We start from the raw sequence: 17,892 nt of genomic DNA, 5'->3' as shown, positions 1-17,892 counted from the left end.
GTGGGTTCCGGCACACACCCCGAGGTCGCCGCGCTGCTCGACCGATCCCACCGGCTCGGCGCGGACAAGCGCACCACCAACTACGGCGGCGGCAACACCTCGGCCAAGGTCCGGGCCGACGACCCGGTCACCGGCGAACCGGTCGAGCTGCTGTGGGTAAAGGGCTCCGGCGGCGACCTCGGCACCCTCACCGAGGCCGGGCTCGCCGTCCTCCGGCTGGACCGGCTCCGTGCGCTGGTCGACGTCTATCCGGGCGTCGAGCGGGAGGACGAGATGGTCGCCGCCTTCGACTACTGCCTGCACGGCAGGGGCGGTGCCGCACCGTCGATCGACACCGCGATGCACGCCCTGGTCGAGGCCGCGCACGTCGACCACCTCCACCCGGACGCCGGCATCGCGCTGGCCACCGCCGCCGACGGGCCGGAGCTGACCCGGCGCTGCTTCGGCGACCGGGTGATCTGGGTGCCGTGGCGCCGCCCCGGCTTCCAACTCGGCCTGGACATCGCCGCCATCGCCCGGGACAACCCCCAGGCCATCGGCTGCATCCTCGGCGGTCACGGCATCACCGCCTGGGGCGCCACCAGCGACGAGTGCGAGGCGAACTCACGGGAGATCATCGAGACCGCGACCCGGTTCCTGGCCGAGCACGGCAGACCGGAACCGTTCGGCCCGGTGCTGCCCGGATACGAGCCCCTGCCGGCCGAGCGCCGGCGCGAACGGGCCGCCGCGCTCGCCCCGGTCCTGCGCGGCCTGGCCAGCACCGACAGCCGGCAGGCGGGACGCAACCTGGTCGGGCACTTCACCGACGACCCGGCGGTGCTCGACTTCCTCTCCCGCGCCGAGCACCCGCGGCTGGCCGCGCTCGGCACCTCCTGTCCCGACCACTTCCTGCGGACCAAGGTCCGGCCGCTGCTGCTCGACCTGCCCGCCGACGCTCCGCTGCCGGACGTCCTGGCCCGGCTGCGGGAGCTGCACGAGGCGTACCGGAAGGACTACCGCGCCTACTACGAGCGGTACGCCCGGCCGGACTCGCCGCCGATGCGCGGCGCCGACCCGGCGATCGTGCTGGTGCCGGGGGTCGGGATGTTCAGCTTCGGCCGTGACAAGCAGACCGCCCGGGTCGCCGCCGAGTACTACCTGAACGCGATCAACGTGACTCGCGGTGCCGAGGCGGTCTCGACGTACGCCCCGATCGACGAGGCGGAGAAGTTCCGGATCGAGTACTGGGCGCTGGAGGAGGCGAAGCTCCAACGGATGCCGAAGCCGAGGGCGCTCGCCGGCCGGGTCGCGCTGGTCACCGGCGCCGGCTCCGGGATCGGGGCGGCGATCGCCCGCCGGCTCGCCGCCGAGGGCGCCTGCGTGGTGGTCGCCGACCGCAACGCCGAGGGCGCCGCGGCGGTGGCCGGCGAGATCGGCGACACCGACCGGGCGGTCGCGGTGCCGGTGGACGTCACCGACGCCGCCGGGGTCGAGGCGGCCTTCGCCGCCGCCGCGCTCGCGTTCGGCGGGGTCGACCTGGTAGTCAACAACGCCGGACTCTCCATCTCGAAGCCGCTGCTGGAGACCACCGAGGCGGACTGGGACCTCCAGCACGACGTGATGGCGAAGGGGTCGTTCCTGGTCTCCAAGGCGGCCGCCCGGATGATGCTCGACCAGGGGCTGGGCGGAGACATCGTCTACATCTGCAGCAAGAACTCCGTCGTAGCCGGACCGAGCAACATCGCGTACAGCGCGGCCAAGGCCGACCAGGCCCACCAGGTACGGCTGCTCGCCGCGGAACTCGGCGGACACGGCATCCGGGTCAACGGGGTCAACCCCGACGGGGTGGTCCGGGGCTCCGGGATCTTCGCCGGCGGCTGGGGCGCCCAGCGGGCCGCCGTGTACGGCGTGCCCGAATCCGAGCTGGGGGCGTACTACGCCCAGCGGACGCTGCTCAAGCGGGAGGTGTTGCCGGAGCACGTCGCCAACGCGGTCTTCGCGCTGACCGGCGGAGACCTGTCGCACACCACCGGGCTGCACGTGCCGGTGGACTCCGGCGTGGCCGCGGCCTTCCTGCGGTGACCGCCCGGAGGACGGTCCCGGCCGGCCGGGCGGCGGCCGCCGGGGTGGATCCGGCTCCCGGGCCGGCGACCGCCGCGACGGTGGAACCAGCCGGCGCCGGGCCGGCGACCGCCGCCGGGGTGGGTCCGGTCGGCGGTGGCCGGGCCGACACGACCGCCGTGGCCGCGGTCGACCTCGGCGCCGGGAGCGGACGGGTCATGCTCGCCGAGATCGACCGGGACGGGGTGGCCCTGACCGAGGTGCACCGCTTCCCGAACGACCCGGTACGGCTGCTCGACACCCTGCACTGGGACGTGCTGCGGCTGTACGCCGAGACCCAGGCCGGGCTGCGCGCGGCGCTGGCCCGCCGGCCCGACCTGGCCAGCGTCGGCATCGACTCGTGGGCCGTCGACTACGGGCTGCTCGACGCCGGCGGCGCGCTGCTGGGCAACCCGGTGCACTACCGGGACCGGCGTACCGAGGGCGTGCCGGAGCGGGTGGTCGCGGCGCTCGGCGCCGACTACCTCTACCAGACGACCGGGCTGCAACTGCTGCCGTTCAACACCCTCTTCCAACTCGTCGCCGCCGCCGGCACGCCGATCCTGGACCGGGCGGAACGGCTGCTGCTCATTCCCGACCTGCTCAGCTACTGGCTGACCGGGACGGTCGGCACCGAGGTCACCAACGCCTCCACCACCCAACTGCTCGACGTCCGGACCCGGACCTGGGCGACCGAGTTGATCGACCGGGCCGGGCTGCCGGCCCGGCTGTTCGGAACGCTCCGCCAACCCGGGGAGCCGGCCGGCGAGCTGCGCCCTGAGGTCCGGGAGGCGATCGGCGCGAGCGGGCCGCTGCCGGTGACCACGGTCGGCTCGCACGACACCGCCTCGGCGGTCGTCGCGGTCCCGGCCGGAACCGACCGGTTCGCGTACGTCTCCTGTGGCACCTGGTCGCTGGTCGGGCTCGAGCTGCCGGAGCCGGTGCTGTCGCCGGAGAGCCGGGCGGCCAACTTCACCAACGAGGCCGGGGTGGACGGTATGGTCCGCTACCTGCGCAACGTGATGGGACTCTGGCTGCTCCAGGAGTCGCTGCGGGTGTGGCGCGCGCGGGGGTACGACCCGGTGCTGCCGGAACTGCTCGCCGCCGCCGCCCGGGAACCCGGGCTGGCCGCCGTGGTCGACCCGGACGATCCGGCCTTCCTCCCACCCGGCGACATGCCGGCACGGATCGCCGCCGCGTGCGCGGAGCGGGGTCAGCCCGTTCCGGAGACCCCGGCCGCGGTCACCCGGTGCATTCTGGACAGTCTGGCGCTGGGCCACCGGGCCGCGGTACGGCAGGCGCAACGGCTCGCCGGCCGGGCCGTCGACGTGGTGCACGTCGTCGGCGGCGGCGCCCGCAACGAGCTGCTCTGCCAGCTCACCGCCGACGCCTGCGGGCTGCCGGTGGTGGCCGGCCCGGTCGAGGCGACCGCCCTGGGCAACGCCCTGGTGCAGGCGCGGGCGCTCGGTGTGCTGGAGGGTGGGCTGGCGGAGCTGCGCGGGCTGCTGCGCCGCACCGAGACGGTGCGGACGTACCACCCGACGCCCGGGGCCGAGCCGGCCTGGCGGGCCGCCGCCGCCCGGGCCGGAGTTCGGGACGAGTAGCGGACGGTCACCGCATCATCACCAGTCGACGCACCCGGCCGAGGTTCGGGGCGGGTGGCGGAGGGCCGCCACCCGACGGCACCGAACAACGCTCATGAATCCCCAAAACAGCTCTGTTCAGGACGATATCTGTTAGGAAGGGGCTAACGGGACGACGAGCACAGGCTGGGAGGGTGACCGATGCCGACGCGGACGCGCCACTGGTCCCACCCGGTGGCCGGCACCCGGTCCGGCCACCGGACCGACCTCTCCGGGCTGGCCGCCGTGGCGCTCCTACCGTTGCTGGCCGCGGCCATCATTCCCGGGGTTCTCCCCGGTGGCGCCGCCGGGGTGGACGTCCTCTTCGTCCTCAGCGGCTTCCTGGTCACCAGCGTCCTGGTCAGCGAGTGGACCCGGGCCGGCCGGATCACCCTCCTCACCTGCTACGCCCGGTACGCCCGGCGCCTGCTCCCCGCCGCCGCGCTGGTAATGGCCGCGACGGGGCCGCTGATCCTGACCTGCCTGCCCCGATCATCGTGGCCGGACGCGGGCTGGGACCTGCTCACCGGTGGCCTCGCCGTCCTGAACTGGCGACGTGCCGCTCAGGACGCGGCGGTGCCGACGGTGCCGGACGCGGCGGCCGGTGTGCTCGCGCACTACTGGACGCTCGGCGTCGCCGGACAGGTCCTCCTGCTCTGGCCTCCCCTGCTCGCCGGTGCCGCCGCCTGGGCGTTCCACCGTCGACACCACGACCCACGCCGGGCACCGCTGCTCGTGGCCGGCCTGCTCACCGCCGGCTCCCTCGCCTGGGCGGTCGGCGCGTCGGGCGCACCGGCGGTCTTCGGCACCCACACCCGGCTGTGGGAGCTGACGCTCGGCGGCGGGCTCGCCCTGGTCGCGCTGCGTCCGGTGGGGCTGCCCCGGAGCGTCGCCGCCGTACTCGGCTGGGGCGGCCTCGCCGCGGTCACCGCCACGGTGTTCCTCCACCGTCCGGAATCGGCCGGCCTCGCGGCGCTGCCGCCGGCGCTCGGGACCGCCGCGATCATCGTCGCCGCGACCGCCCGGACCGGCCCGTCCGGCGCCGGGCCGGCGGGGACCCCGACGACCGGCGCCGGCCCGGTCCGGATCCTGGCGACCCGACCGTTGCGCGCCGTGGGTCGGCACTGCTACCCGCTCTACCTCTGGTACTGGCCCCTGCTGGTCGCGGCGCACGCCCGGTTCGGCGAGGTGCCCGTGGTGGCGGGACTGGGCGTACTCGGCGCCGCCGCGCTGCTCGCCGTCATCACCCACCGGTATGTCGAGGCGCCGGTGCGGGCCCGCGTACGCGGATGGTCGCCGGCCGAGACGCTGCGGACCGCCGCCCTGCTCCCCGCCGCGGCGGTGATCGGCGGACTCCTGCTCCAACTCGGCGTCTGGCCGCCCCGGCAACCGCACCCGCAGCCGGTGGCCGGGACGGCGCCGGCGGCGCCGACCCCGAGCCCCGCCCCGGCGCCGGGCGCCGCCGCGCTCGGCCGCTCCCCGGCGGAGAGTCCCGCCGGACGGCCGGTCGCCCGGGTCCGCTCGATCACCCCCGAACCGGTCGACGCCGGCCGGGACCTGCCACACGTCTACCGCCACAACTGCTTCTCGACCGGGCCGGACGCCCCCGCCCGGGCCTGCGTGTACGGCGATCGGGGCTCGCGCTTCACCGTCGCCCTGGCCGGCGACGACCAGGCCGCGAACTGGGTACCCGCGCTCCAGGCCGTGGCACAGGCGCAGGGGTGGCGGCTCATCACCTACCTCCGGGAGGACTGTCCGTTCCTCGACGTGGCGGTGGCGGGTCCCGGCGGTGGCCGGCTCGATGCCTGCGCCCGGTGGTACGCCAACGTCCGGACCGAACTCACCAGGACGGAGCGCCCGCAGCTGCTGCTGACCACCAGCCGCCGGTACCCGCTGACCTCGGGCGGCAAGATCCTGAGCGGCGACGCGGCGCACAAGGCGTTCGTCGCGGGGATGCGGCGCACCTGGTCGGGGCTGGTCGCCGCCCGGGTGGCCACGGTGGTGCTGCGGGACACCCCGGCGCCCGGCGTCGACGTCGCGGCGTGCGTCTCGGCGAACCCGACCCGGCTGACCCGGTGTGCCACGCCACGGCGCACCGCGCTCGACGCGAGCGCCGGGGCCGCCCAGGCCGAGGCGGTGAGGACGCTGACCGCCGTACCGCTGATCGATCTCAACAGCGCGATCTGCCCGGCGTCGCGGTGCGCGCCGGTCATCGGCGGGGTCCTCGTCTACCGGGACACCCGGCACCTCACCGCGACCTACGCGCGGACCCTGGCGCCCCGACTGGCGAGCGCGCTGGAGCGGATCCGCGGCGAGACGGCGCCGTAACCCCGCGACGAGACGGCGCCGTAACCGTCCCGCCGTCCGGGTGGTGGGGATGAATCGGGTCGCCGTCGGGGGCGTACGGGGGACGGACCCCGGGGACACGCCGGCCCCATCCCCTAAACCCCTAACCACCCGTCGGGTGGGGCACCGGGGCGATGAGGGCGAAAACGCGGGCTCGTCCCCGATGTCCGGTACGTCGAATCGGCCGTACGGTCATCGCCAGGTCTGGACCGACATGCCCAGATCATCCCCGCTCACTATCGAGGAGATCGTCACCGTGAGTACGGCACCCACCGCGGACTCGACCCCCAACCCGACCCCGGCGCCGCAGCCGGCCCCGGCTCCGGAGTCCCCCGCCGCCCCCGAGTCGACCGCGCCGGAGTCGACCCAGACCCTGCACGACTTCGTGGTCAACCTGCTCACCGACGCCGGCCTCCGCTCGGCGTTCGAACTCGACCCGGAGGGCACCCTGGCCCGCCTGGGCCTCTCCGACGTGGTCCCGGCCGACGTTCACGACGTGATCCCGCTCGTCGTCGACTCCGTACCGCTGCAGGGCCTCACCGACCTCAGCGCCGTGGAGGGCCTGGGCGCGCTCGGCGTGGGCTCGACCGGCGTCGTCGGGCAGGTCCAGACGGTCGCCAACCAGTTCACCGCCGGGGTCAACGGCACCGGCGCGGACGTCACCGTGGCGAACGTCGCCGCGGTCAGCGTCGACCCGGACGGGCTCACCGTCTCGGCCTCCTCCGGGCTGCCCGTGCTGGGTCTCGGCGGCGGCGCGACCGTCGACCTCTCGGGCGCGCAGGACGTGGCCGACACCCTCGACGCGAACGTGCTGGGCACGGCCGGCGGCCTCGGCGCGGTCGACGGGGTCCTCGGCACCGCCGACGTCGCCGCCACGACGCTGACCTCCACCGCCGGGACCGCCACCGACCTGATCGGCGCCGGTGACCTGGGTGGCCTGACCGACCTGACCGGCACGCTCGGCAACCCCACCGACCTCAGCGGCGCCCTCGGGGCCGCGACCGGCACCGTTGACGGCGCACTGGCCGGCGTCGGCGACCTGGACGGCACCCTGGACCGCACCCTGGACGGCGTCACCGGCACTGTCGGCGGCGTGGCCGACCTCGACGGCACCCTCGCCACGGTCACCGGCACGGTGGGCGGTGCCGCCGGCGTGACCGACCTGGCCGGTGTCACCGACACCGTCAGCGGGGTGGCCGACCTGGGCGGCACGGTGGGCACCGTGACCGGCACGGTCGACGGCGCACTGGGCGGCGTGACCGGGCTGGGCGGCACCGGCGACCTGGGTGTGCAGGGGCTGACCGACGGCGTCCTCTGAGACCACCCGCCACCGGTAGCGATCGCGGCCGGACCAGGCAGCGCCTGGTCCGGCCGTTTGACGCGCGGCGGGCCGACGCGGGCGCGGTACCCGGGCCGGACGACACGAACGGGGCCGCCGGAGTTCTCCGGCGGCCCCGGGGCGCGCGGGCGGTCAGCCCAGCTGGTTCCGTGCCTCCTCGAGCACCCGCTTGGCGCCCTCGGCGACCGAGATACGGCCGAAGATCACCTCGTCGTAGATCCGCTGGAACTCCGCCTTCACCGCGCCACCGCCCTTCGGCTGGGCCGGCGGGGTCGGCAGCAGCAGGCTCGCCACCGAGTTCTCGAACTCGTAGACCTGCTTGTCGGTCTCCGACAGGCTCGGCGCGATCGCGTCCCGCACCTTGGCGTTCGCCGGCATGCCCCGGGAGACCGCCAGCACCTTGCCCGCCTCGACGTCGTTGATCAGGAAGTCGATGAGCATGGCCGCCTCTTTCGGGTGCTCACTGCGCTGGGCGACGCTGTAGGCCATGGACATCGAGGCGATCATTCCCCGCTTCGGGGTGTCGCTGGGCATCGGCGCGATCGCCAGCGGGGCACCGTAGGCGCTGACCATGGCGGTGAAGCTGGAGTCGTAGTTGACCTCGGCGGTCACCCCCTTCTTGATCAGCGAGGAGTTCTGCACCGAGCCGTCGAGCTGGGTGGTGAGCGCCGGCGGGGCCAGCGCGCCCGCCTCGCGCATCCGCCCGGTCATGGTCCAGAACTCGGTCAGCTCCGCCTCGGTGAAGCCGAGCTTGCCGTCGTCGGTGTAGATCGCCTTGTCCCGCTGCCGCAGCCAGATGTCGAACCAGTCGATGGCGAAGCCGAAGTCGCCGAAGCCGGCGACCTTGCCGCCGCTGGCCTGGTTCAGCTTCTGCCCGGCCGCGAGCATGTCGTCCCAGGTCCAGTTCGGGCTCGGCGCCGGCACACCGGCCTTGGACCACAGTGCCGGGTCGTAGACGACCCCCTGGGTGTTCTGGGCGACCGGGATCGCGTACGTCGCGTCGCCGACCTTGCCGGCGGGAAGCAGGGTCGGGGTGATGTCCCCGACCCGCAGCGTGCCGTCCTCGATGTACTCGGTGAGGTCGCGCAACGCGTTGCGGTCGGCGTACTCCCGCAGGTAGGCCCGGTCCATCTGGATGACGTCCGGGGCGTCACCCCCGGCGATCTGTGTGGAGAGTTTCTGGAAGTACGCGTCGAAGGCACCGAACGACGTGTTCACCTTGATGTTCGGGTGCTTCTGCTCGAACAGGTCGATGGCCGCCTCGGTCACCTTGGCCCGGTCCTCGTTGCCCCACCACACGAAGTCGAGGGTGACCGTGCCGTCCGAGCCGCCGTCGTCGCCGCCACAGGCGGCCAGCGGCAACACGAGCAGTGCCGCCGCCGCGAGGGTGGCGACCCGTGCCGCTCGTGGCGTGCGCCGGGTGTGCACCATGAGTATCTTCTCCTTCCCGGTGGCGCCCAGGTGCCCCCGGTGGAGATTCGGCCGACGGCAAGCGCTTACCCAGGACGGACAGGGGTCGGGCTTGGCGTCGGAAGGCCATCCGACGTCGTCGTGGACCTGGTCGCGGTGTGGGGTGACGGTGCTGCTGGGTTATGGGGTGAAACGATTTAACACGTCCGGACGGTAGGGGCGCTCCGGCCGGTTGTCAAGGGAGTCACGACTCCCGCGACCTGCCCTTCCGGCCCGTCGTACCGCGCACTGCGGCGACGACATTGAACCGTTATACGGCGCCACCGGCGGCCCCGCACACCGGCGCCCGTCCGGCGAGACGTGCGGGCAGCGCGCCCACGCTCCGTGAGCACCTCCCACCCCGGTGCACGCTCCCAATCCCGGCGCCGGGACCCTCCGACGCCGGCCGACGGCCGGCCCGACACCGTGGCCCCGGGCCCGGGCCGGGACGGTACCCCGGGGACAATCTGTGGTTGTGTCGATGAACCCGGCTGACTTCGTTCGGGCCTACGCCGGACTCGCCCCGGTGACCGCGGTCCCGGAGATACGGCTCCACCAGGCCGCCGAACCGATCGGTCTCTGGGAGCTGACCGAGGGCGAGTTCCGCAGCGAGCAACCGCCGCCGTTCTGGGCCTTCGCCTGGGCCGGCGGGCAGGCCCTGGCCCGGTACCTGCTCGACCATCCCGAGACGGTCGCCGGGCGACCGGTGCTCGACCTGGCGTCCGGCTCCGGCCTGGTGGCGGTCGCCGCGGCCCGGGCCGGCGCGAGTCGGGTCCGGGCCGTCGACATCGACCCCACGGCGGTCGCCGCGATCGAGGTGAACGCCCGGGCGAACGGTGTCACGGTGGAGGCCGAACTCGGGGACATCCTCGACGGCCCGGCCGGCGACGCCGAGGTGGTGCTGGCCGGCGACGTCTTCTACAGCGCGCAGCTGGCCAACCGGGTGCTCCGGTTCCTGCTCCGGGCCGCCCGCGAGGGCGGGGCCCGGGTGCTGGTCGGCGACCCGGAGCGGGCGTACCTGCCCCGTTCCCGGTTCCGGAGAATCACCAGCTACGACATTCCGGTGCCGCCCGCGCTGGAGAGCGTCCGGACGAAGCACACCACCGTCTGGGAGCTGAATCCGGCCACTCCGGGGTCAGGCCGAGCCGACCCGTCGCACTGACTAGCGTGGTGACGTGCTGTTTCGCAGTTGGCAGGGGCCGGTCGCCCGCCCCTGGCCGGACGTCGTCGCCGTCACCGACCACGTCGGGGTCACGCACCTGGTGGTGACCCGGCACGCGCTGGTCCGGCAGGTGCTCGCCGACCCGACGACGTTCCTGCCGGACAACGCGCTGGACGCGGTGACCCCGATCCCCGTCGCCGCGCTACGGGTTCTGGTCGGGCACGGCTTTCGGCTACCCCCCACCCTGGCCAACAACGGCGGGCCGAGCCATCCGGAGATCCGCGGCATCGTGGCCGAGGCCCTGCACCCGCACCGGGTCGCCGCGCTCCGGCCCTGGCTGACCGCCGTCGTCCGTGACCGGGTCGACCGGCTTGCCGCCGCGCTCGACGCCGGCCGCGCCGTCGACCTCTACGCCGACCTCGCGGCCGACCTGCCGCTGCTGGCCCTGGCCCAGCTCGTCGACCTGCCCGACGAGCCGACCGACGTGGTCAAGGAGTTCACCCGGGCCGCCCTGGAACTGTTCTGGGCGCCGGTCGACGCCGAGCGACAGCGGGTCCTGGCCAAGATCGTCGGACGGTTCCACGCGGTGCTGCGCCGGTTCGCCAGGACCGGGGACGGCCTCGTCGCCCGGCTGCGCGCCGCCGGGCATCCCCCCGAGGTCGTCGTCGGCGCATTGTTCTTCCTCCTGGTCGCCGGGCAGGAGACCACCTCGCAGTTCCTCACCCTGCTGCTACACCGGCTCGCCGGGGAGCCCGCGGTCCTCGCCGGGCTGCGCGACGGCACCATCGCGGTGGACGACGTGGTGGAGGAGGGGCTCCGGCTGGAGCCCCCGATCGTCACCTGGCGGCGGGTCGCGGCCCGAGACACGACACTGGGCGCGACCCCCGTACCCGCGGGGACCAGCCTCGTGCTGTGGCTGGCCCGGGCCGGGCGTGATCCGGCGGTGGTGGCGGCGCCGGACGAGTTCGTGCCCGGTCAGCGCGGATCACGCCGACACCTGGCGTTCGGCGCCGGGGCGCACCGCTGCGTCGGCGCCCAGCTCGCCCGGCTGGAGGCGGCGGTGGTGGTCGACGAGGTCGCTCCGCTGCTGACCGACCTGACGGTGCTCCGGGCCCCCTGGTGCCCGGACAACCTGTCGTTCCGGATGCCCGACGCCTTTGTCGTCGCCCGCTCCGGATCGGCCCGTTACCCGTCGCGACGGCGGCCGTCCAGCGCGACTCCCCGCAGGTAGAGCAGGGCGATCAGGGCGCCGCCGAGCACCAGGCAGACGTCGGCGACGTTCCCCACGAAGAACCCGGCGTAGTCGATGAAGTCGACCACGTGTCCCCGGGCGAAGCCCGGCTGACGGAACAGTCGGTCCAGCAGATGGGTGGTGGCGCCGCCGAGCACCAGCCCGAACGCGATCCCCCAGGCCCGGGACCGGACCCGCCAGGCGAACCAGATGATCGCCAGCACGGCGATCGCCGCGATGATCGCGAAGAGCCAGGTGTGGTCCGTCCCGATCGAGAAGGCGGCGCCGGGGTTGTAGAGCAGGCGCAGGCTGAGCAGGTCGCCGAGGACCCGGAGGGTACGGCCGTCGGAGAGGGTGGAGACCGCCCAGAACTTGGTGAGCTGGTCCACGACGACGATCACGAACGCCAGGGCGAGCATCCGGGGAAACCAGCGGACGCCCCGCGGTCCGGACGCCGCCTGAGGCGCTGCCGGGTCCGCCTCGACCTGCTGCCGCATGACCTGTCCCTCCCACCCGCGCCGCCTGACGACCGCACCCAGCGTACGACCCCGGCCGGCGCGGGACGCCGAATCGCCCCGGCAATCCGGACATCCGGCCCGAGCCCGACCCGGCGGAGGTGTCGTGAGTCGGGTCACCGCCGATCGCCGAGGTGATCGGCCGGCGCGGTGACCGCCGCCCGGGCCGCCGCCCGGGCCACCGCCCGGGGCCGCGCAGCCCGCGCCCCGGGCCCGGAGCCCGCCGTGCCGGCCCGGCTCCGCGCTAGGCGGGCTGCGGATCCAGCAACGCGTCGATCTCGGCCATCTGGGCGGCGGTCAGCGGGCCACGCGCGATCGCCCCCGCGTTCTCCTCGGCCTGCGCGACGGACTTGAACCCCGGGATCGGCACCACGCGGGGACTGCGCGCCATGATCCAGCCGAGCGCCCCCTGCGCCAGCGTCCGTCCGTCGCTGGTGAGGATCTCCCGCACCGCCGCGAGGCGTTCGAGGTACCCGGCGTCCGGGCGCCCGTCGTGGAAGTACTCCACCCACGAGTGCCCGCTGCCGCGCACGTCGTCGGCGGGCAGCCGCGAGCCGGCGTCGTACTTCCCGGTGAGGAGCCCCATCGCCAGGGGCGTACGGGCCAGCCCGGTCAGGTCGGACTCCTCGCACGCCGCGAGGGCCTCGGTCGAGCCGGAGAGCACGTTGAGGCGGAACTGGGCGGCGGCGGCACCCCGCCGACCCGCCAACCGCCGGATCGCGTCCGGCTCGTCGGTGCTCCATCCGTAGCTGCGGATCAGTCCCTCGTCCACCAGGTCCTCGAGGGCGGCGAGGAGGTCGTCGGCGACGCCCGGCTCCACCACACCGACGTGCAGCTGGTAGAGGTCGAGGTAGTCGGTGCCGAGTCGCGCCAGCGACGCGAGGCAGGCACGTCGGACGTACCCGGGGGAAAGGTCGGTGCCGGTGATCTCCCGGCGGGACTCGTCGTAGGCGTAGCCGAACTTGGTGGCGATCAGTACGCCGTCCCGGCGTCCCTTCAGGGCCTGGCCGAGCACACGCTCGCTGTGCCCGGTGCCGTAGACGTCGGCGGTGTCGAAGAGCGTCACTCCCAGGTCGATGGCGCGGTGGATGGCCCGGACGGACTCGGCGTCGTCCACCAGCCCCCAACCGTCCGGCTTGCCGTCGAACAGGAAGTGCCCGCCGATCGCCCAGCAGCCCAGGCCGACGGCGCCGACCTCCTTGCCGAGCCGGCCGATGCCTCCACCCGTAGCGGTCATGCGTGCTCCTTCCACGGTCTCGATCGTGCGGAGGTAACGCTAGGGCGCGGTTGGTACGCTCCGAATAGCCAATCTCGCTCCCGCCGATCAGGCCATTTCGCATGCCACCGCCCCGCTCCCCCGCCCTTGCCGCCATCGGGATGACGCTGAACCGATCCACGGGCGTCCCCGTCTCCCGGCAGATCTACCAGGCGATCCGCGAGGCGATCCTCTCCGGACAACTGGGCTCCGGCGTACGGCTGCCCTCCTCGCGGGCCCTGGCGGCCGAGTTGGGTGTGTCGCGTACCACGACGCTCTACGCCTACGAGCGGCGCCGCGACGAGGGGTACCTGGAGGGCCGGGCCGGCGCCGGCACCACCGTGGCACTCCTGCGGGTCCCGCGGACGCCGTCGGTCGCCCCCGACACCGCCGGGGCGCGACCGCGGCTGTCGGCCCAGGGCACCCGTCTGGCCGGCATCCGGTGGTGGACCCGCGGGGCGGAGACGGCCGAGGCGCGCCCCCGCGCCTTCCCCGTCGGGCAGCCGGCCCTCGACGCCTTCCCCACCGACCTGTGGACCAGGCTCCTGGTACGGCGATCCCGCCGGTCGTCCCACGCGCTGCTGAGCTACCAGAGTCCTGCCGGCTACCGGCCGCTGCGGGAGGCGATCGCCGGGTACGTCGGCCTGGCGCGCGGTGTTCGCTGCACGCCCGACCAGGTCATCGTGGTGAGCGGGGCGCAGGCCGCGCTCAGCCTGACCGCGCGGCTCCTGCTCGACCAGGGCGACGACGCCTGGGTGGAGGATCCGGGCTACTACGGCGCGCGCGGGGCGATCGTCTCCGCGGGCGCCACGCCCGTACCGGTCCCGGTGGACCGGGAGGGTCTGGACGTCGATGCCGGTCGGCGCCGCGCCCCGGGGGCCCGGCTCGTCTACGTCACCCCGTCACACCAGTTTCCGCTCGGTGTGGTCATGAGCCTTCCGCGCCGGCTCGCCCTGCTCGAACACGCGCGCGACGCGGGAACGTACATCGTGGAGGACGACTACGACAGCGAGTACCGCCACGTCGGGGACCCGCTGCCCTCGCTCCAGGGTCTGGACAGCGCGGGACGGGTCATCTACGTCGGAAGCTTCAGCAAGGTGCTCTTCCCCGCGCTCCGCATCGGGTTCGTGGTCGTGCCAGAGCACCTGGTCGACGCGTTCGTCAGCGGACACCGGTTCGCCGCGGTGCACGCGCCCGTGCTGGAGCAGGCCACCCTCGCCGACTTCATCGCCGAGGGGCACTTCGCCCGACACGTCCGGCGGATGCGGGCGCTGTACGCGCACCGCGCCGCCACCCTGGCCGGCGCGGTCCACGCCGAACTCGACGGTGTGCTCTCCGTCGCGCCGCCGGCCGCCGGCCTGCACCTGATCGGTTGGCTGCCGCCGGAGACGGACGACGCAGCGGCGGCCGTGCGCGCGTCCCGGCACGGCGTGGAGGTGCAGCCGGTGTCCGCGCACGCTCTGGAGCCGTACGAACGCCCCGGGTTGCTGCTCGGGTACGCCGCGACACCGGAGGCGGAGATCGTCGCCGGAGTCCGCCGCCTGGCCGCGTCGCTCTCCGCACGGCCGGTCTCCGCTACTCCTCGCCGAGCACGTCCTCCGGCACCAGCCCGGCCTCGTACGCGATGATCGCCGCCTGGACCCGATTGCGGACGCCGAGCCGGACGAAGATGCTGCTGAGGTAGCTCTTCACGGTGCCCTCCACCAGAAACAGCCGCCGCCCGATCGCGGCGTTGGAGAGGCCGGCCCCGACCAGCGCCAGCACCTCCCGCTCCCGCTCGGTCAGGGCGGCGATCCGCTCCCGGGCCGCCGGTCCCCGGGCCAGCAGTCCGCCGCCGAGTTCGATGACCCGGCGGGCGACCTGCGGCGACAGGTACGCCGCACCGTCCGCCGCCGCCCGCACCCCGGCGATCAGCTCTCGCGGGTCGCCGGACTTGAGCAGAAACCCCGCCATCCCGTCGCCGAGCGCGCGGGCGATGTAGTCGTCCTCCCCGAAGGTGGTCAGCATGACCACCGCGGTCTCCGGGACGAGACGGCGGATCTGCGCGCCGGCGGTGAGCCCGTCAAGGCGGGGCATCCGGATGTCCAGCAGGGCAACCCGGGGCCGGTGGGACCGGACCAGTTCGACCGCGGCGCGGCCGTCGGCCGCCTCGGCGACCACCTCGATCTCCGGGTCCGTCGCCAGGATCGCCCGGACACCGGCCCGGATCATCATCTCGTCGTCGGCCAGTAGTACCGGAATCACCCTTGTCCCTCTCTGATCCCTTCCGGATCCGCCTCGTCGGCGACCACGACCGCCGCCGTGCCTCAGCCGGGCAGCCGTTCCTTGACCGCCAGTCGGCCGTCCACGAAACAGAGCCGGTAGACGACGCGCCCCATCGGGAAGCCGGCGTCCGGGTAGTACTCGCAGCTCGCCCCGGGCGGGGTGGGCGTGGTGCCGGTCGGGGCCGGCGCGGTGAGCTGCCGGCGCGGCAGCGCGTCACGGAGTTCGGCCCGGGACTGGCCGAGCCGCATCCGCTCGAACCGCTCGGCGGGCAGGACGCTGCCGAAGGTCGCGATCGGGTAGTACGCCAGGGTGAGCCCGACCGCGACCAGCGCCGGTACGGCGACCGCCGCCACCAGGCTGCGCCGGACCCGGCGGCGGGCCCGGTCCAGCCGCTCCACCGAGGCGGAGGGCAGCGGCGCCAGGAGGATGTCGTCATCGTCGACCGGGGTGCGGAGGGGCGTGTGGGGCAGCTCCGCCACCACCTCGAAGCCGCCCGCCGCCGGGCCGGCCCGCAGCGTCCCGCCGGCCGTCCGGACCCACTCCGCGAGGGCGACCAGCCCCGATCCGGTGGTCCTGAGGTCGGGCACCGGCCCGACCGGCGGCGGGTCGTTGGTCACCCGCACCACCGTCCGACCGGCGGTGCTGTCGAGCCGTACCGTGACCGCGGCGCCCGGTGCGTGCCGGTTCGCGTTGGTCAGCGCCTCCTGCACCACCCGGTACGCGGCCCGTTCGACCAGCGGCGGCAGACCGACCGACACGCCCGCCGCCACCTCCGCCCGCGACTCGGCCGGCGCGGATCCGTCCGCCGCTCCGGCGGGTCCGGTCGGCGCGGACCCGCCCCCCATCACCGCCGTCGCCGGCGAGGTGGCCGGGTCCGCCGGGCCCGCGGTGCGGGACCCGGGGCGCGGTGCCGGATCCGGCCCGGTCAGGAGCCGGATCGACATGCCGGCGGCGCGGGACCGCGCGACGAGGTCGGCGATCCCCTCCCCGACCGGCCGGGTCGGCGCGGGCTCGGCATCGTCCCGGAGAACCCCGATCACCTGGCGCAGCCGTTCGGTTGCCAGGGCCACGCTGGCCCGGACCTCCCCGGCCGCGCGGCGGTGCCGCTCGGCGAGGTCCGGCGCCAGCTCCAGCGCACCGGCCCGGAGCGCGATCAGGCTCAGCTCGTGGCCGAGTGAGTCGTGAATGTCCTGGGCGATCCGGGCCCGTTCCCGCATCCGGATACGCTCGACGGCCCCGCGTCGCTCCCGCTCGGCCAGCTCCGCCTGCTCCCGGTTGGCCAGGACCAGGGCCCAGCGCTGGCGACGGTAGCGGCCGACCAGCCAGGGCAGGACCCCACCGAACACCAGTGTGGTGGCGAGCAGGTACCACTGTTCGGCTCCGACGCCGAGGACGCCGAGGTTCAGCGCGGTCCCGCCGAGGGCGATCCCGACGAAGACGAGGGCCGCCGGAGCGACCCGTTCCATCCGCCGGCCCACCAGATAGCCCAGGACGGGGATCGCGAAGACGATGTTGCCGTCGAGGAGGGTCGCCAGCACGACGAGGGTCAACGAGACCAGCGGCGCCCGGCGACTCGCCCACACCGCCACGCCCACCACCAGCAGCGCGCCGGCCAGCCGGACGCCCGGCCAGAAACGGTATGGCGGGGTCACCAGCGCCCAGGTGGTCGGCATGGCGAGCACGGCCCAGAGCAGCCAGTCCAGGAGCGGCCTCCGCCGCCGGTGTAGCCAGGCACGGACGGGCGCCCACGTCGTGTCCCCTGCTCCGACCAGCACGCGGCCAGGGTACCGACCTGGCGGAGGGGGCGTTACCGACGAAAGTGAGGTACCACGTTGCCCGGCACCCGAGGACACCGCGCCGGCCGCTGCCCGCCGGACCGGTGGACTCAGCTGATCTCGTCGGCCCAGGTACGCCAGTCGTCGAGGACGCCGTAGAGGACCGGGGTGAGCCAGCCGGGCGCGGAGCGCCGGAAGACGCCGGGTTCCATGCTGCCGGCCCCGTCCGGCAGGGCACCGACCATGGTGGAGACCAGCTCGGTGAGGTTGGCCCAGTGCACCAGCTCCGGCTCGGCCGGCCAGGCGCCGAGGACCACGCCGGCCGGTACCGCCCGCCGCTCCAGCGCCTCCAGGGTCAGCGCGGTGTGGTTGAGCGTCCCCAGCCCCGCCCGGGCGACCACCACGGCCGAGGCGCCGAGCGCCACCGCCAGGTCGGCGACCGTCCAGGCCTCGCCCGAGGCCCGCAGCCCCATCGGAACCAGCAATCCGCCGGCCCCCTCGACCAGCACCAGGTCGTGCTTCTCCGCCTCGCTCCGGACCTCGTCGACCACGGTGTCGAGCTCCAGCGGCTCCGCGCTCGCCACCCGCGCCGCGGCCAGCGGCGCCAGTGGCTCTGGGTAGCTCACCAGCGTCCGCGCGGTCATCGGGGCGGCGAGCCGGGTCACGACGTCGATGTCCGACGGGGCACCGGTCGCGGTGCCGGTCTGGCCGGGTTTGAGCACGGCGACCCGCAACCCCGCGGCCTGGGCCGCGGCGGTGATCGCCGCGGTGACCACCGTCTTGCCCACGTCGGTGTCGGTGCCGGTGACCAGGACCGGCCCCCGCCAGGGCGCCGGGCCGATCACCACGGGCCC

At 74.6% G+C, this 17,892-nt stretch carries 13 protein-coding genes; 7 read left to right on the top strand and 6 right to left on the bottom strand.

Translation table 11 applies throughout. From position 1 onward, the window contains the following. From EF879_RS07305 to EF879_RS07290, 4 genes are all read left to right on the top strand, one after another. A complete protein-coding gene (locus tag EF879_RS07305) occupies nucleotides 1-2,061 on the top strand; it encodes a bifunctional aldolase/short-chain dehydrogenase (RefSeq protein ID WP_123556103.1) in 2,061 nt (686 codons plus the stop codon). Further along, on the top strand, nucleotides 2,058-3,683 hold the full coding sequence (locus tag EF879_RS07300) for a rhamnulokinase family protein (protein ID WP_233604291.1): 1,626 nt from the start codon (nucleotides 2,058-2,060) through the stop codon (nucleotides 3,681-3,683). Before EF879_RS07305 ends, EF879_RS07300 begins: the two co-directional genes overlap by 4 nt. A gap of 180 nt (nucleotides 3,684-3,863) precedes the next feature. Beyond that, nucleotides 3,864-6,029 carry an acyltransferase family protein gene (locus EF879_RS07295; RefSeq protein ID WP_148086375.1) on the top strand — a complete coding sequence of 722 codons (2,166 nt, stop codon included), beginning with the start codon at nucleotides 3,864-3,866 and terminating at the stop codon, nucleotides 6,027-6,029. 232 nt (nucleotides 6,030-6,261) lie between these two features. Beyond that, nucleotides 6,262-7,365, top strand: a complete 1,104-nt coding sequence (locus EF879_RS07290; protein ID WP_148086374.1) for an IniB N-terminal domain-containing protein — start codon at nucleotides 6,262-6,264, stop codon at nucleotides 7,363-7,365. A gap of 153 nt (nucleotides 7,366-7,518) precedes the next feature. Here EF879_RS07290 and EF879_RS07285 read toward each other — a convergent pair whose 3' ends face one another. Beyond that, entirely contained in the window at nucleotides 7,519-8,817 is a 1,299-nt protein-coding gene (locus EF879_RS07285; protein WP_123556096.1) for an ABC transporter substrate-binding protein, read from the bottom strand. 493 nt (nucleotides 8,818-9,310) lie between these two features. On the opposite strand from EF879_RS07285, the gene EF879_RS07280 reads away from it, so the two are divergent. Further along, nucleotides 9,311-9,997: a methyltransferase gene (locus EF879_RS07280; RefSeq protein ID WP_123556095.1), complete on the top strand. Its 687-nt coding sequence runs from the start codon at nucleotides 9,311-9,313 to the stop codon at nucleotides 9,995-9,997. A gap of 13 nt (nucleotides 9,998-10,010) precedes the next feature. Beyond that, on the top strand, nucleotides 10,011-11,228 hold the full coding sequence (locus EF879_RS07275; protein WP_123556093.1) for a cytochrome P450: 1,218 nt from the start codon (nucleotides 10,011-10,013) through the stop codon (nucleotides 11,226-11,228). Here the strand turns inward: EF879_RS07275 and lspA are convergent. Next, entirely contained in the window at nucleotides 11,183-11,725 is a 543-nt protein-coding gene (gene lspA / locus EF879_RS07270; protein WP_233604290.1) for a signal peptidase II, read from the bottom strand. The two genes, EF879_RS07275 and lspA, sit on opposite strands and share 46 nt — an antisense overlap. Before the next feature lie 262 nt (nucleotides 11,726-11,987). After that, nucleotides 11,988-12,980, bottom strand: a complete 993-nt coding sequence (locus EF879_RS07265) for an aldo/keto reductase (protein ID WP_123556091.1) — start codon at nucleotides 12,978-12,980, stop codon at nucleotides 11,988-11,990. 140 nt (nucleotides 12,981-13,120) lie between these two features. On the opposite strand from EF879_RS07265, the gene EF879_RS07260 reads away from it, so the two are divergent. Then, nucleotides 13,121-14,626 carry a PLP-dependent aminotransferase family protein gene (locus EF879_RS07260; RefSeq protein ID WP_199736197.1) on the top strand — a complete coding sequence of 502 codons (1,506 nt, stop codon included), beginning with the start codon at nucleotides 13,121-13,123 and terminating at the stop codon, nucleotides 14,624-14,626. Here the strand turns inward: EF879_RS07260 and EF879_RS07255 are convergent. The 3 genes from EF879_RS07255 to bioD form a co-directional block, all read right to left on the bottom strand. Further along, nucleotides 14,574-15,242, bottom strand: coding sequence for a response regulator transcription factor (locus EF879_RS07255; RefSeq protein WP_123556087.1), 669 nt, complete (start codon nucleotides 15,240-15,242; stop codon nucleotides 14,574-14,576). The genes EF879_RS07260 and EF879_RS07255 overlap by 53 nt on opposite strands. A gap of 62 nt (nucleotides 15,243-15,304) precedes the next feature. Further along, nucleotides 15,305-17,038 carry a sensor histidine kinase gene (locus EF879_RS07250; RefSeq protein ID WP_233604289.1) on the bottom strand — a complete coding sequence of 578 codons (1,734 nt, stop codon included), beginning with the start codon at nucleotides 17,036-17,038 and terminating at the stop codon, nucleotides 15,305-15,307. A 110-nt stretch (nucleotides 17,039-17,148) separates the two neighbouring features. Continuing rightward, complete coding sequence (gene bioD / locus EF879_RS07245) at nucleotides 17,149-17,886, bottom strand: dethiobiotin synthase (RefSeq protein ID WP_123556857.1); 738 nt, start codon at nucleotides 17,884-17,886, stop codon at nucleotides 17,149-17,151. Nucleotides 17,887-17,892: the final 6 nt, after the last annotated feature.

The organism is Micromonospora sp. HM5-17 (assembly GCF_003762835.1).
Classification (GTDB): domain Bacteria; phylum Actinomycetota; class Actinomycetes; order Mycobacteriales; family Micromonosporaceae; genus Plantactinospora.
Note: the sequence above shows the minus strand (reverse complement) of the source record. Positions and strands in the feature narration are given on the sequence as shown.